This is a genomic window from Streptomyces sp. NBC_01016, assembly GCF_026341035.1.
Taxonomy (GTDB): Bacteria; Actinomycetota; Actinomycetes; order Streptomycetales; family Streptomycetaceae; genus Streptomyces.
The window spans coordinates 2,593,689-2,607,072 of sequence record NZ_JAPEOQ010000002.1; the positions used below are offsets into that span (position 1 = coordinate 2,593,689).

Consider the following 13,384-nt stretch of genomic DNA (forward strand, 5'->3'; position numbering starts at 1 on the left):
TCGCCGCTCCTTGGCGGCCGCCCGGAACCGACTGCACCACCTGCATCGGCCGGTGCGCCAGATGCACGGTCTGCAACGCGGATCACAGTTCAGTCGCCACTTCCAAAGGGGTCTAGACCTCCTGGTGAGAACGTGGTGAGAATCTGCGTGCTCACGGGCAACAACACTTCCCTGCTGTACTGCTGCAAGAGGAGCCACCACCCATGAACCGACGCGTCATCGCAGCCACCAGCACCGCCCTGGCACTGGGGCTCACCGCTACCGCCTGTGGAGGGGGTGGCTCGGAGGCCGACGGCGGGACCGACGGCAAGGGCAAGACGCTCAGCGTGTGGGTCATGGAGGGGACCAACCCCGACGCGAAGCCCTTCTTCAAGGAGGCCTCCGCCGCTTTCGAGAAGAAGACCGGCGCCAAGGTCAAGGTCGAGTACCAGCAGTGGGCCAGCGCCCAGCGGAAGTTCACCACCGCGATCGAGGGCGGTGCCGATCAGGTGCCCGACGTCGCGGAGGTCGGCACCACCTGGGTTCCCGGCTTCGCGGACAAGGGGGCGCTCGTCGACGTCTCCAAGGAGGTCGAGAAGGCCGGCCTGTCCGACGACCTCGTCCCCGCCCTCAAGGACGCGGGCACCCTGGACGGCAAGCAGTACGGCATGCCCTGGTACGCGGGAGTCCGCTCGATCGTCTACCGCAAGGACATCTTCGAGAAGCACAACATCAAGCCCCCGACCAACTGGAAGGAGCTGCGCTCGGCCGCCAAGACCCTGAAGAAGGACGAGCCGAAGATGATCGCCTTCCCCGTCGCCAGCGGCGCGGAAATGTTCACAACTCCCTTCATCTGGGGCGCGGGTGGCGAACTCGCCGTGGAAAAGGGCGGTAAGTGGAAGTCGGCCATCAACTCGAAGAAGTCCGTCGAGGGCATCACCGCCTACACCGACCTCGCCCTCAAGGACAAGGTGTCCCCGGCCAAGGTCAACACCTGGACCGAGAAGGAGGTCGGTGACGCCTGGAACAAGGGCGAGGTCGTCATGTCCCTCTCCGGCAACTGGACCCCGAAGGCCTTTGCCGAGGCCAACCCCGACCTCAAGGGCAACCTCGGCGCCATTCCGATCCCCGGCCAGAACGGCGGCATGTCCCCGTCGTTCCTCGGCGGCTCCTACCTCTCCGCGTTCAAGACGGACAAGCAGGCGCTGTCGTGGGAGTTCATCAAGCTCCTCACCACCGGCAAGTTCGCCAAGAAGTGGGCCGAGCAGAGCAGCTACCTGCCGCCCACCAACAGCGACCTCGACAAGATGCCCGACAAGGACGACGCGCTGGTCAAGCCGTTCGTCAAGCAGTTCAAGGACGGCGGCGCGAGCGTGCCCAAGGCCAAGTCGTACACCGAGATCCAGGCCACCCAGGTCATCCCGAAGATGGTCCAGTCGATCCTCGCCGGCAAGGCCACGCCGCAGCAGGCGGCCGACAAGGCGGCCAAGGAAATGGACGCCATCTTCGCGCAGGGCGAGTGACACTCACGGTCGCACGGCCGAGCGGTGGGTAACTCCCACGCCGCACCCCTCAATCCCCCCTCCGCACCCCTCAACCCTCCCCGCACATCCGACCATTGAGAGCTCCATGAACCGCTCGCTCGCCACCGGGACCGTGGATGCCCCGGAGCGCCAGGGCAGCCGGCCGTCCGTGCCCTCGCCCGAGTCCGAACGCCTGCTGAGGCGTAAGCGCCGGACCACCCTCACCCGGCCCTGGCTGCTGCTCGCCCCCTCCCTCGTCGTCCTCGCAGGACTGCTGCTCTGGCCGATGATCCAGGTCGGGATCCTGTCGCTGCAGGACTACGAGGTGAAGTTCGGCGGCGGCGTCGCCACCTTCACCGGCTTCGACCACTACGTCGAACTCCTCAGCGGCGATCTGCTCTGGAAGACGGTGCTGCCCAACACCGCGTTCTTCGCGGTGGCCTGTGTCGGCCTGACGGTGGTGCTCGGCACCGCGATCGCTCTGCTCCTGGCCAGGCTCGGCCCGGTCTGGCGGACCATCTGCTCCACCGCGATCATGGCTGCCTGGGCGATGCCCGCGGTGACCGGTACCTACGTGTGGATCTGGCTCTTCCAGCCGGGCGACGGCCTGTTCAGCGCTCTGGTGGGCGGCTCCGACTCCAGCAACTGGTTCACCGACCGCCTCTCCTTCTACGCCATCGGGACCCTCAACGTGGTCCACCACGGCTTCCCGTTCGTCGCGATCACCGTCTTCGCCGGACTCCTGACCATTCCCAAGGAGCTCTACGAAGCGGCGATGCTGGACGGCGCGAACGCCTGGCAGCGGTTCTGGAAGGTCACCGTGCCCGCCATCAAGCCGGTGTTCCTCGTGGTGACGATCCTGTCGACCATCTGGGACTTCAAGGTCTTCACGCAGATCTTCCTGATGCCCGGAGGCCAGGGCCAGAACGAGCAGGTCGAGAACCTCGGCGTCTACTCGTACCTCGAAGCCTTCGCCAAGGAAGACTATGGGACGGGCGCCGCAGCGGCGGTCCTGCTCACCCTCCTCCTTCTCGTGATCACCATCATCTACATCCGCACCCTGTTCAGGCAGGGGGAGGAGGACCTGTGAGCACCACCGACATGCCCGCCACGACGCGGTCCTCCCTCGGCTCCAAGGTCGGTCTGCCGGCAGCCGTCGCCGCACTCCTGATCTTCGCCCTCTTCCCGATCTACTGGATGGTCTCGACGGCTCTGGACCCGAGCGCCCAGAGCCGCGGAGCGAACCTCCTCCCCGGCGGCTTCACCTTCGACCACTTCAGTACGGTCTTCGAACGCGGCAACTTCGGTACGTACCTGCTGAATTCGGCGATCGTCGGCCTGGGTACGGTCGTGGTCTCGGCGGCCCTCGCGCTGTTCGCGGCGGTCGCGGTCGCCCGCTTCAAGTTCAAGTTCCGCACATCCGTGCTGGTCATGGTCCTGATCGTGCAGATGGTGCCGCTCGAGGCGCTCGTCATCCCGCTGTTCATCCAGATGCGCGACTACGACATGCTCAACAGCCTCCTCGGCCTGACCATCGTCTACACCGCGCTCTCGCTACCCTTCGCCATCTGGACCCTGCGCGGCTTCGTGCAGACCGTGCCCAAGGAGATCGAAGAGGCGGCGTACATCGACGGCTGCTCGTGGTGGCGGATGTTCCGCTCCGTGCTGCTTCCGCTGGTCGCGCCGGGGCTCGTGGCCACGTCGATCTTCGCGTTCATCACCGCGTGGAACGAGTTCGTCTTCGCGTACACCTTCATGAAGAGCAGCGACAAGTACACGGCCGCGGTCGGCATCTTCCAGTTCTTCGGTGAGAACACCACCAGCTGGGGCCCGGTCATGGCCAGCTCCACGCTGGTCACGGTGCCGGTCCTGATCTTCTTCGTGGCGGTCCAGCACCGGCTCGCCTCCGGCCTTGCGGCAGGAGCGGTCAAGGGCTGACCCCCTACGCCCCCAGCCTCACGGTCCGTTGTTGCCCGGTACTGTCCAGGGATGAGCGACGACATGGATCCCCTGCTGAAGCGCCTGACCGATCGAGTGGAGCGGGAGGGGCTCGCCCTGCCGATCACTCTGGTCGTGAACGGCACCACCATCACCGGAGAGGTCGTGCCGCACGCTGTGTGGGCCGGGCACATTGCGGAACAGCTTGCAGACTCGGAGAGCCGGGCGAGCATATTCGCCGACGACTTCACGTGGGAGCAGACGCAGCCCGAGCGTGATGGTGACTATCTGCATCTGAACGGAGGGAAGGTTGCCAGCGCCGGGGCTGTATTCCCTGAGCGCGGTGGCCTGTTCCGTATCCGGTTGGCGCACGTGAACGGTTGGTTCCTGGGGGAGATCCAGGCCCACGGGTGAGGGTGAGGGTGAGGGTGAGGGTGAGAGCGGTGGCGTGCCCGCCACTGGGGCAAGGGTGAGTGGGAACTTCGTCCCCTCATGACACCGGGGCCGGCCGAAGAGCTCGGCCGGCCCCGGTGGTCGTGATGGTTCGGACGGTCAGATGCGGCCCTTGCCGTAGTAGGTGCTGATCTGGTCGTGGTACCCGGCGTCTCCGACGTGCTTGTCCTTGTCGAATTCGGGGGCGTCCTTGATCTGTGCCTTTGAGCGGTCGACGTGAATCGTCCTGTTCACGGTGTCGATCCGGGACACTGTGCCTGCGGGCAGCAGGACATGCTTGCCGAAGATCCACACGCCGGTGTCGACGACGAGGTAGGCGGAGCCGACCTCGTCCGAGTGCTTGTCGACCTTGCCGATGCTGCCGTCGGTGGCCTCCACCTTGAAGCCGATCAGATCGGCTCCCGTGGTGTGGTTGCTCGTCGGCGGATAGCCCCACATGTTCTCGTTCACGTTCGGCTCCTTCATCGACGATGTACGGCCCGGAGCGCCCTGTCCAGCGGTTCCGGCGCTCCTCGGATCGGCGGGTGCCCCCGCCCCGGGAATGAACACAGATGACCAAGGAGCAACTGCGGCGCGGTTGCCGGGCGGACGTGCGGCCGCCGGATTCCCGGTCCGCCGAGTAGACGCTCCCCGCTGCGGTCCGACCTGCCGTGCCGAAGGCAGGGCGTGCCGGCTGTGAGGAACCTGCGGCGTGGGACTCTCACCGAGGTGCAGGCAGGGGGCCTGCCCTGCCTTTCTCGTTCTACCGCCCGATGGACGCGCCCCCAGGAACGGGCTCACCAGCGCCGCCCGCCCGACCGGTGGCGCGGTGACCAGTTCGGTCTCATCGGCCCGCCACATGACCGGCTCATCCTCGTCGCGCCAGGTCAATCCCGTGCGCCACCACGGCATGGCTACCCCGCACAAGGCAGCTGCCATCTCTGGTCCGTTGCCTCCCTGGGCCGCGATCCTGTCGATTCGGCCTCGCCCGCGCCTTGCCTGGCCACTGGACAGCTGACCCGCTCACGGGCCCTGTCCGTTCCCGTCCCTTCCGGATGCACGTGCGCAGGGGGTTGCCTTCGCGTGCACTTCAACTCCTAGCGTTCGCGGGCATGGAGACGACCAACGCGAAGAACGGGACGACGACCACCGCGACGCACGCGCCGTACACCAGGGTCCTTGGACGCAGCGGGATCGAGGTCAGCGCGCTCGGTTTTGGCTGCTGGGCCATCGGCGGGCCCTGGCAGGGGCTTGGCGGGGAGCCGCTCGGCTGGGGCGAGGTCGATGATGAGGAGTCCGTGCGTGCCGTGCGCCGTGCGCTGGATCTCGGCGTGACCTTCTTCGACACCGCCGACGCGTACGGGACCGGGCACAGCGAGCGCGTGCTGGGGCGGGCGCTCGGCAAGCGGCGGGCGGATGTCGTCGTGGCCACCAAGTGGGGCAACCTCTTCGACGAGGAGAGCAGGGTCCGCACGGGCGGCGACGACTCACCGGCGTACGTACGGCAGGCGTTGACCGCGTCGCTGGCCCGGCTGGGTACCGATTACGTGGATCTGTACCAGCTGCATCTGTCGGACGCTGACCCCGAGCGGGCCGCGCTGCTGCGGGACGCCTGCGAGGACCTCGTAGAGGAGGGGCTGATCCGGGCGTACGCATGGAGCACCGATGACCCGGAGCGTGCGGCGGTCTTCGCCGCGGGCCCACACTGCGCGGCCGTGCAGCACCGCTGCAACGTCCTGCAGGATGCGCCCGAAATGCTCGCCCTGTGCGAGGAGTTCGACCTCGCGAGCATCAACCGCAGCCCGCTCGCGATGGGCCTGCTGACGGGGAAGTTCGTGCCGGGCAACACGCTCGCGACCACGGACATCCGCAGCGCTCCGCCCGCCTGGCTGCCGGGGTTCGCGGTGGGTGGCGGCGTCGATCCGGAGTGGCTGTCGCGTGTGGAGGCGGTACGGTCCGTCCTCACGAGCCGCGGCCGTACCCTCGCTCAGGGTGCGCTGGTTTGGTTGTGGGCGCGCAGTCCGCGCACGGTGCCGATCCCCGGATTCCGGACGGTTGCCCAGGCGGAGGAGAACGCCGGGGCGATGGAGTTCGGACCACTGTCGGCGGGCGAGCTCGCCGAGATCGATCGTGCCATGGTCCCGGTCTCGCGCAGCTCATGACGGGGCGGCGGCCGAAGTCCAGGGCGCTGAACTGGTGTGTGTGGGGAGGTCAATTGGGGCCCTGAGACCTTGGGGCATAAGTTGACGGCATGGTTGAGGGGGCGAACTCCGCGGCGCAGACCATGCCGCAGGAGCAGCAGAACAGGGGACGGCATGCCGTCCGACCGAAGAAGGACAAGGGCGGGCTGGCTCGTTCGTCGTTGCTGATGGCTGTCGGCACGGTGGTGTCACGGGCAACGGGACTGATCCGTCAGGTACTTCAGGCCGCAGCGCTCGGCACGGGTCTGCTGGCCAGTACGTACAACACGGCGAACACCGTGCCGACGAGTCTGTACACGCTGCTGATCGGTGGCGCGCTCAACGCCGTGTTGGTGCCGCAGCTGGTTCGGGCCAGGGCGACGCAGCCCGATGGCGGACGCGCTTACGAGCAGCGTCTGGTCACGCTCGTGGTCTGTGTGCTGGGTGTGGGGACGGCGCTGGCGGTGTGGGCGGCGCCGCAGATCGTGGGCCTGTACATGCGGGACACCCCGGACAGTCACGAGGCGTTCGAGCTGACGGTGACGTTCGCGCGGTTCCTGTTGCCGCAGATCTTCTTCTATGGGCTCTTCAGCATCTACGGGCAGGTGTTGAACGCCCGCGAGAAGTTCGGCGCGATGATGTGGACGCCGGTGCTGAACAACGTCGTGCTGGTCGGCATGTTCGCCGCCTATCTGGGGCTGATGACGGTTCCCGACCGGGTGGAGGACATCACCGCCGACCAGGTGCTGTTGCTGGGGATCGGGACGACGGCAGGCATCGCCGTGCAGGCCCTGGCGCTGATCCCGTTCGCGCGGGCGGCCGGTTTCCGTTTCCGCCCGCGGTTCGACTGGCGGGGCACGGGCCTGGGCAAGAGCGTTCACGCGGCGAAGTGGACGCTGCTGTTCGTCCTGGCCAACCAGGTCGCCCTGACGGTGGTCACGAATTACGCCAACGCCGCCGACCAGGAGCTGCCGCAGGCCGGCGCGGGCTACTCGGCGTACACCTACGCGCAGACCATCTGGATGCTGCCGCAGTCGATCGTGACCGTGTCCCTGGTGACGGCCTTGCTGCCGCGCATGAGCCACGCCGTCGCCGAGGGGCGTATCCCGGATCTACGCGCGGACCTGTCCCGGGCGCTGCGGATCAGCGGCGTGGTCATCGTGCCCGCCGCGTTCCTCTTCCTCGCTCTGGGGCCACAGATCTCCTCGCTGCTGTTCGCCCACGGCGCGGCGGACGCCGACTCGGCCCGCCCACTGGGGTACATGCTGCAGGCCTTCGGACTCGGCCTCATCCCCTTCTCCGCCCAGTACCTCCTGCTGCGCGGCTTCTACGCCAGCGAGGACACCCGCACCCCGTTCCTCATGGCCGCCTGGATCGCGGGCGTGAACATCGCCCTGGCCACCGCCTGTCATGTGCTCCTGCCCGCCCGCTGGGCGGTCGTCGGCATGGCCGGCGCCTACACCCTCTCCTACGTGGCCGGTCTCGCACTCACCGCGCATCTGCTGCGCAGGAGACTTGGGGACCGCATCGACGACGGCGACCTGCGCCGCACCTACGTGAAACTGTTCTGCGCCGCGGGACCGGCCGCAGGGCTGGGCTGGGCCGCGGCGCGTGCGTGTGCGGGCCTGGGAAGCGGAACGTGGCCCACGGCCGTCGCACTGGCTACCGGGGCGCTGGCGACAGCCGTGGGGTACCTCCTCCTCGCCCGGCTGATGAAGGTCAACGAGCTGCGTCGCCTGCCCGGGATGCGCTGAGTCCAGGCGGACCAGCGGTCGTCGTCGCGTGGGGCCGAGCCTGCCGGTCGTGCGCCGCTTCGTACGCGAAGATGGTCGCGTTTCCCGGTTCGACTCGGCGGAGGCCGCGTATGAGTACTCGTTTTCAGGAGATCGACTGGCGCCCCACGCCCCTGGGTGACATCAGCCTGCGCCGCAGAAGGGACCCGGCCACTGGTGAGGACGTGTACGAGGTGAAGCTGGGGGAGGAGTTCCTGATGTCGAGCCTCTTCACCGCGGCCGAGATCGAGCTTGCCCGGCTCGGCCTCGGCGTCCTTGCGGACACGGAGCTGGATGTCGCCGTGGGCGGCCTCGGCCTCGGATACACGGCTGGGGCCGCACTCGACGATCCGCGGGTGCGTTCGGTGACGGTGATCGAGGCGCTGGGAGAGGTGATCGATTGGCACCGGCGCGGGTACGTGCCACTGGGCAGTCGTCTCACGTCGGACGACCGGTGTCGGCTGGTCGAGGGCGACTTCTTCGCGAGGGTCGCCGAGGGCGGTGGCCTGGACCCGAGTGAACCGGACCGCCGCTTCCACGCCATCTTGCTCGACGTGGACCATTCTCCCCGGCACGTGCTGCATCCCCGGAACGCGGCCCTCTATCGGCCCGACGGGCTGCGCGCGCTTGCTCAACTGCTCGTCCCGGACGGTGTGTTCGCCCTCTGGTCGAACGACCCGCCGGACCGGGAGTTCGAAGCCGCGCTCGAGGAGGTCTTCTCGAGCGTGCGGAGCCACGTCGTGGAGTTTGCCAACCCCCTGCAAGGTGGGTCGTCCACCAACACGGTATACGTGGCGCGGTAGTTCGTAGAGGGCGAGGCGGAGCTGCTGTGCCGGGCGGGCAGTAGCTCCGCCTCGAGGGGCAGCACGAGGATGACCACCACCGAGGTGATCACGGTGGAGGCGGTGTACCGGATGACGGCGCCGAACGCGAGGTCGGCGAGCGCGCCGATGACGGTGAGGGCGCCGATGACACCGAGGGTGAGGGCCATGAGCAGGGCCGCGTTCGCGCTGAAGGCCTGCTGAAGCGCGATCCCGTCGCAGGCGAAGGCGGCGCGGTCCTTGGACACCCGCAGCGTCCAGTGGCTGCCCCGTCCGGTGCACCGGATGCCCGATCGCTGTGGGGCGCACTCCCTAGGACTTGAGTGCGGCGCGCAGACGCTCCGCGTAGGCGCGGCGGCGTTCGGTGGGGAGGGAGTCGGGCTGCGGGGCCGAAGCGTAGAGGTCGTCGCCGGGGTAGCGGGGGAAGAGGTGTTGGTGGAAATGCCAGACGGTTTGGCCGCCGGCGGGCTCGTTCTGCTGGCGAGTGGAGACGCCCGCGCAGTCGTAGGTTGCGCGCATGACACGGGCGAGCTTTTGGGTGACGTCGAAGACGGCGTGACCGTCAGCGGCGGGGAGGTCATAGAGGTTTTCGTGATGGGCCACGGGGATGATCAGTAGATGCCCGGCGTTCCGCGGCCACCAGCGGGGGCAGATCGTGGCGAAGACGAGCTCATCTCGGTAGACGACTTCGGGCTCCCGGTCAGGGGGAAAGTCGCAGAACGGGCAGTCGTAGTCAACGGGTTCGTGGTTGGGCACGGGGCGCCTTCCTGACTGCTTGTGGAATCCCGGGAGGGGGCTGCACGTACTTTCTCAAGCGCCACCTCACCAATCACGGCGCACGTTACCGAGACGACCGACTGCCATGGTCTGCACCCAGCTCACACCATGGGACGCACCCGTGTGGTGTCGGTGGACCGCTTGTAAATCGTCTTCACGGGGTACCAGAGGTCCATGATCAACGATGCCTCCAAGTCCTCCGACGTCGACGTACAGGCCCTGACCGCGCTGCTTGACGGTGAGTACGCCGAGATCCGCGATCTGGTGCGCACGAATCTGTCGACGCACGCCTCCGTTCTCGAACAGGCCGAGGAACTCGGTATCGACGCGTTCCGCGAGCGGGTGCGCGAGCTCACGGTCGAACTGGCGGCCACCGGCCAGACGGGGATGGGGTTCCCGAAGGAGTACGGCGGGGGCGGTGACATCGGCGCCTCGATCGCCGCGTTCGAGACACTCGCCTACGGAGATCTGTCGCTCCTGGTGAAGGTGGGGGTGCAGTTCGGCCTCTTCGGCGGCGCGATCCTGCACCTCGGCACCGAGCGGCACCACCGGGCCCATCTGCCGGATCTGATCACCGGGAAGCTGATGGGCTGCTTCGCGATGACCGAGACCGGGCACGGCTCCAACGTCCAGGCGCTCGGCACTGTGGCGACGTACGACGCCGCGAGCCAGGAGTTCGTGATCACCACGCACGGCGACGCCGCGCGCAAGGATTACATCGGCAATGCCGCCCGGCATGCCGAACTGGCAGTCGTCTTCGCCCAGTTGGAGGTGGCTGGCAGGTCGGAAGGGGTGCACGCGTTCGTCGTGCCGATCCGCGTCGACGGCGCGCCGGCACCGGGCGTACGGATCGAGGACGCCGGCCGGAAGATGGGGCTCAACGGAGTCGACAACGGTCGCCTCTGGTTCGACGGTGTGCGGGTGCCGCGCGAGGCGCTGCTCAACCGGTTCGCCGATGTCACGCCTGACGGCGCGTACGAGAGCCCGATCGAGAACCCCGGCCGCCGTTTCTTCACCATGCTCGGAACCCTGGTCCAGGGGAGGGTCAGCGTCGGTGGAGGCGCGATCAACGCGGCCAAGGTCGCCCTGGCGATCGCCACGAAGTACGCGGTGCGCCGGCGGCAGTTCGAGGCGGCGTCGGACGGCGAGGAGCAGCTGCTCCTCGACTACGGGATGCACCAGCGCCGCCTGCTGCCGTTGCTCGCCCGCACCTACGCCCTGCACTTCGCCCAGGATGTGGTGCGTACCCAGTTGCACGAGGTCTTCTCGGGAGACCAGGACGACGAGCAGGCACGGCGGGAGCTGGAGGCCCGGGCCGCCGGCACGAAGGCGCTGGGCACCTGGCACGCGACACGGACGATCCAGGAGTGCCGCGAGGCGTGCGGCGGCGCCGGCTACCTCGCCGTCAACCGGTTCGCCGCGCTCAAGGCCGACAGCGACGTCTTCACCACCTTCGAGGGCGACAACCACGTCCTGCTGCAGCTCGTGGCGAAGGGGCTCCTCACGAACTACGCGCACGAGTTCGAGGACCTCGACCAGCTCGGCATGGTCCGGTTCGTGACCGGTCAGGCCGTGGAGACGGTCATCGAGAGGACGTCGGTGCACAAGCTGCTGGAGCGCGTGCGCGACCTGCTGCCCGGTGGCGACGAGTGGGACCAGGAGGCCGGCCTGCTCGACCGGGACTACCAACTCGCCATGGTCCGTTTCCGCGAGGAGCACATGCTCGCCGGCCTGGCCCGGCGGCTCAAGCGCGGGCTGGACGAGAAGGGCGATCCCGGTGTCGTCTTCTCCCACGTACAGGACCACGTGATCTCGGTGGCCCGCGCGCACGTCGAACGCCTGGTCCTCGAGGCGTTCGTCGACAAACTGCGCACGCTGCCGGACGGCGGGGACGACGGGAACGATGGGAACGACGACGGCAACAAGGTCGCACTGGGGTTGTTGTGCGACCTGTTCGCGCTGTCCACCATCGAGTCCGACCGGGCGTGGTTCATGGAACACGGTCGGCTGACCGTCCAGCGTTCCAAGGCGATCAGCCGTGAGATCAACAACCTCTGCCGAAAGGTCAGGCCGCTCGCGGTCGATCTCGTCGACGCATGGGGCATCCCGTCGGCGATGCTGCGCTCTCCGGACCTGGTGGGCTGACCCACCAGGCTGTGCTCAGGGCGCGGTGTCGTGTTCGACTTCGAGTTCGCGCTTGAGGTTGTGCAGCGTCTTCTCGATGTTGCGTTGTTGGAACGTGGCGAACGTCTTCCCGGAGGTGGCGACACGGTCGAAGGCGTTGGCCACGAATGTCGGCCAGGCGCGCCGGTCGTCGGTCCAGGTCTCCGTCACGCGGGTGCCGCTGCCGACCTCCTCGAACCGGTACTCCCAGGTGGCGATGGGGCCGCGCAGGAACGGCCGGCTGAGCCCGATCGCATGCACGCGGAACGCGAAGCGGTGACCCGGCTCGGCCGCTGTGACCGTGCATCGGGTCGTCCACCGGAACGCTCCGCGCTTGTTGCGGCCGACGAACGTGGTGCCGGGGCCGGCCGGCCCCGCGGGTGACTCGTCCGTCGTGCCGAGGTTCTCGGGGCTCCAACGTCCCATGTCCGCGGGGCGGCTGACGGCCTCGTACGCGGCGTCCGACGACACGGCGATGGTGATGCTGTCGCTCACGGTGAAGACGCGGGCCACGGGGTTCCTCCAACTGACGGCATTCGGCTTCCGACTCACGACGCGAACTTACTGCTGAGTAGGAGCATCGCATGTCGAGGGCATACCGAGCAGGAAGGGGGGTACGGGGTCGGGGCAATCCCGTACGAGACAGGAGATATGACGTTGACCTCCGAGGCTGCCCCGAAGTACACCGCGCCCGGCATCACGGCCAAGGATGCCGGGACCATGATCTCGCTGCTCCAGCAGCGTCTGCATGCGCTGAACGACCTTCATCTGACGCTGAAGCACGTGCACTGGAACGTCGTGGGCCCGCATTTCATCGCCGTGCACGAAATGCTCGACCCGCAGGTCGACCGCGTCCGGGCCATGGCCGATGACGTCGCCGAGCGCATGGCCACCCTGGGCGGGGTCGCCCATGGCACGCCGGGCGCGCTGGTCGCGGAGCGCTCGTGGCAGGACTACAGCGTGGGCCGGGCCGATGCCATCGCCCATCTCGGTGCGCTCGATCTCGTCTACACCGGTGTGATCGGGGACCTGCGTGCCGCGGTCAAGGAGGTGGGAGCCGTCGACGCGGCCACCGAGGACCTGCTGATCGGGCAGCTGCGGGACCTGGAACAGTTCCAGTGGTTCGTGCGAGCCCATCTGGAGACCTCCGGCGGCACCCTCGCCACGGCCGACGCCTCCACCGAACTGGACGCGGCGCGTTCCAGCGCACGGTGACCGACACCGCGCCGACCGAGACAGGGCAGGTGCGTAACCCGGGCAACGTGTGGGGCCCTCCGGGTCGGGCAGACGAATACGGACCGATCCGATGAGAGCGGTGACCGCACATGTACGACGCCACAGCCGAAGGCGTGATGACCGTTGTGGAAGCGGTGGGAACGGTGGAAACGGCACCAGAGCCGGAGTGCGAGGACATCAGCTGCGCGGACGCCCGGATGCAGGTCCGCTCGGTACTGAAGGAGGCGTGCGGCGGCCTGTCCCTGGCCCGCGCGCAGCAACTGCGCGACGACGCGCTGCTCGTGGTGAGCGAGTTGATCACGAACGCGCTGCTGCACGCGGGAGCCGTGACCGGCTTCCGCGCCCGACTGGCCGGGAACGAGCTGCAATTGCGGGTCAGTGATGCCAGCCCTGAGGTGCCGAAGGACCTGTCGCCGGTGCTCGGCCGTCAGGGCGGGTACGGCTGGACGATCGTCCAGCGCCTGTGCTCGCGCGTGCAGGTCGACAGGGAGCCGGGCGGGAAGACGGTCACAGCCGTCCTGGCTCTGGCGTGAACGCCGTGTGACAGGACACATCTGACCGTA

Annotated in this window: 14 protein-coding genes; 11 read left to right on the forward strand and 3 right to left on the reverse strand. The window is 68.0% G+C overall.

Going from position 1 to position 13,384, the window contains the following annotated elements:
* The first annotated feature begins 203 nt into the window (after window positions 1-203).
* From OG746_RS38560 to OG746_RS38575, 4 genes are all read left to right on the forward strand, one after another.
* Entirely contained in the window at window positions 204-1,502 is a 1,299-nt protein-coding gene (locus OG746_RS38560; RefSeq protein ID WP_266723230.1) for a sugar ABC transporter substrate-binding protein, read from the forward strand.
* Window positions 1,503-1,608: 106 nt separating this feature from the next.
* Window positions 1,609-2,592 carry a carbohydrate ABC transporter permease gene (locus OG746_RS38565; RefSeq protein WP_266723232.1) on the forward strand — a complete coding sequence of 328 codons (984 nt, stop codon included), beginning with the start codon at window positions 1,609-1,611 and terminating at the stop codon, window positions 2,590-2,592.
* 11 nt (window positions 2,593-2,603) lie between these two features.
* A complete protein-coding gene (locus OG746_RS38570) occupies window positions 2,604-3,440 on the forward strand; it encodes a carbohydrate ABC transporter permease (protein ID WP_266725680.1) in 837 nt (278 codons plus the stop codon).
* A 51-nt stretch (window positions 3,441-3,491) separates the two neighbouring features.
* Complete coding sequence (locus tag OG746_RS38575; RefSeq protein WP_266723234.1) at window positions 3,492-3,854, forward strand: GvpU-like protein; 363 nt, start codon at window positions 3,492-3,494, stop codon at window positions 3,852-3,854.
* 138 nt (window positions 3,855-3,992) lie between these two features.
* Here the strand turns inward: OG746_RS38575 and OG746_RS38580 are convergent, their stop codons facing one another.
* On the reverse strand, window positions 3,993-4,343 hold the full coding sequence (locus OG746_RS38580; RefSeq protein WP_266723236.1) for a PRC-barrel domain-containing protein: 351 nt from the start codon (window positions 4,341-4,343) through the stop codon (window positions 3,993-3,995).
* 641 nt (window positions 4,344-4,984) lie between these two features.
* On the opposite strand from OG746_RS38580, the gene OG746_RS38585 reads away from it, so the two are divergent.
* The 4 genes from OG746_RS38585 (at window position 4,985) to OG746_RS38600 (ending at window position 8,849) form a co-directional block, all read left to right on the forward strand.
* Window positions 4,985-6,034, forward strand: a complete 1,050-nt coding sequence (locus OG746_RS38585) for an aldo/keto reductase (protein ID WP_266723238.1) — start codon at window positions 4,985-4,987, stop codon at window positions 6,032-6,034.
* 89 nt (window positions 6,035-6,123) lie between these two features.
* On the forward strand, window positions 6,124-7,806 hold the full coding sequence (gene murJ / locus OG746_RS38590) for a murein biosynthesis integral membrane protein MurJ (RefSeq protein WP_266723239.1): 1,683 nt from the start codon (window positions 6,124-6,126) through the stop codon (window positions 7,804-7,806).
* Window positions 7,807-7,916: 110 nt separating this feature from the next.
* Window positions 7,917-8,627, forward strand: coding sequence for a polyamine aminopropyltransferase (locus tag OG746_RS38595; protein WP_266723240.1), 711 nt, complete (start codon window positions 7,917-7,919; stop codon window positions 8,625-8,627).
* Between the two features lie 69 nt (window positions 8,628-8,696).
* Window positions 8,697-8,849 (forward strand): hypothetical protein, encoded by a 153-nt coding sequence (locus OG746_RS38600; RefSeq protein WP_266723242.1) that lies wholly within the window; start codon window positions 8,697-8,699, stop codon window positions 8,847-8,849.
* Window positions 8,850-8,957: 108 nt separating this feature from the next.
* On the opposite strand, the gene OG746_RS38605 is transcribed toward OG746_RS38600, so the two are convergent.
* Entirely contained in the window at window positions 8,958-9,401 is a 444-nt protein-coding gene (locus OG746_RS38605) for an HIT family protein (RefSeq protein WP_266723243.1), read from the reverse strand.
* A 195-nt stretch (window positions 9,402-9,596) separates the two neighbouring features.
* Between OG746_RS38605 and OG746_RS38610 the strand changes: the two genes are divergently transcribed.
* Window positions 9,597-11,567, forward strand: a complete 1,971-nt coding sequence (locus OG746_RS38610) for an acyl-CoA dehydrogenase family protein (protein ID WP_266723244.1) — start codon at window positions 9,597-9,599, stop codon at window positions 11,565-11,567.
* Between the two features lie 15 nt (window positions 11,568-11,582).
* Here the strand turns inward: OG746_RS38610 and OG746_RS38615 are convergent, their stop codons facing one another.
* Window positions 11,583-12,098, reverse strand: coding sequence for an SRPBCC family protein (locus OG746_RS38615; protein WP_266723246.1), 516 nt, complete (start codon window positions 12,096-12,098; stop codon window positions 11,583-11,585).
* Window positions 12,099-12,242: 144 nt separating this feature from the next.
* Here OG746_RS38615 and OG746_RS38620 point away from each other — a divergent pair, with 144 nt between their 5' ends.
* Together OG746_RS38620 and OG746_RS38625 are read left to right on the forward strand one after the other, a co-directional pair.
* Window positions 12,243-12,800, forward strand: a complete 558-nt coding sequence (locus tag OG746_RS38620) for a Dps family protein (protein WP_266725682.1) — start codon at window positions 12,243-12,245, stop codon at window positions 12,798-12,800.
* A 110-nt stretch (window positions 12,801-12,910) separates the two neighbouring features.
* Window positions 12,911-13,354 carry an ATP-binding protein gene (locus tag OG746_RS38625; RefSeq protein ID WP_266723248.1) on the forward strand — a complete coding sequence of 148 codons (444 nt, stop codon included), beginning with the start codon at window positions 12,911-12,913 and terminating at the stop codon, window positions 13,352-13,354.
* The last annotated feature ends 30 nt before the right edge of the window (window positions 13,355-13,384 follow it).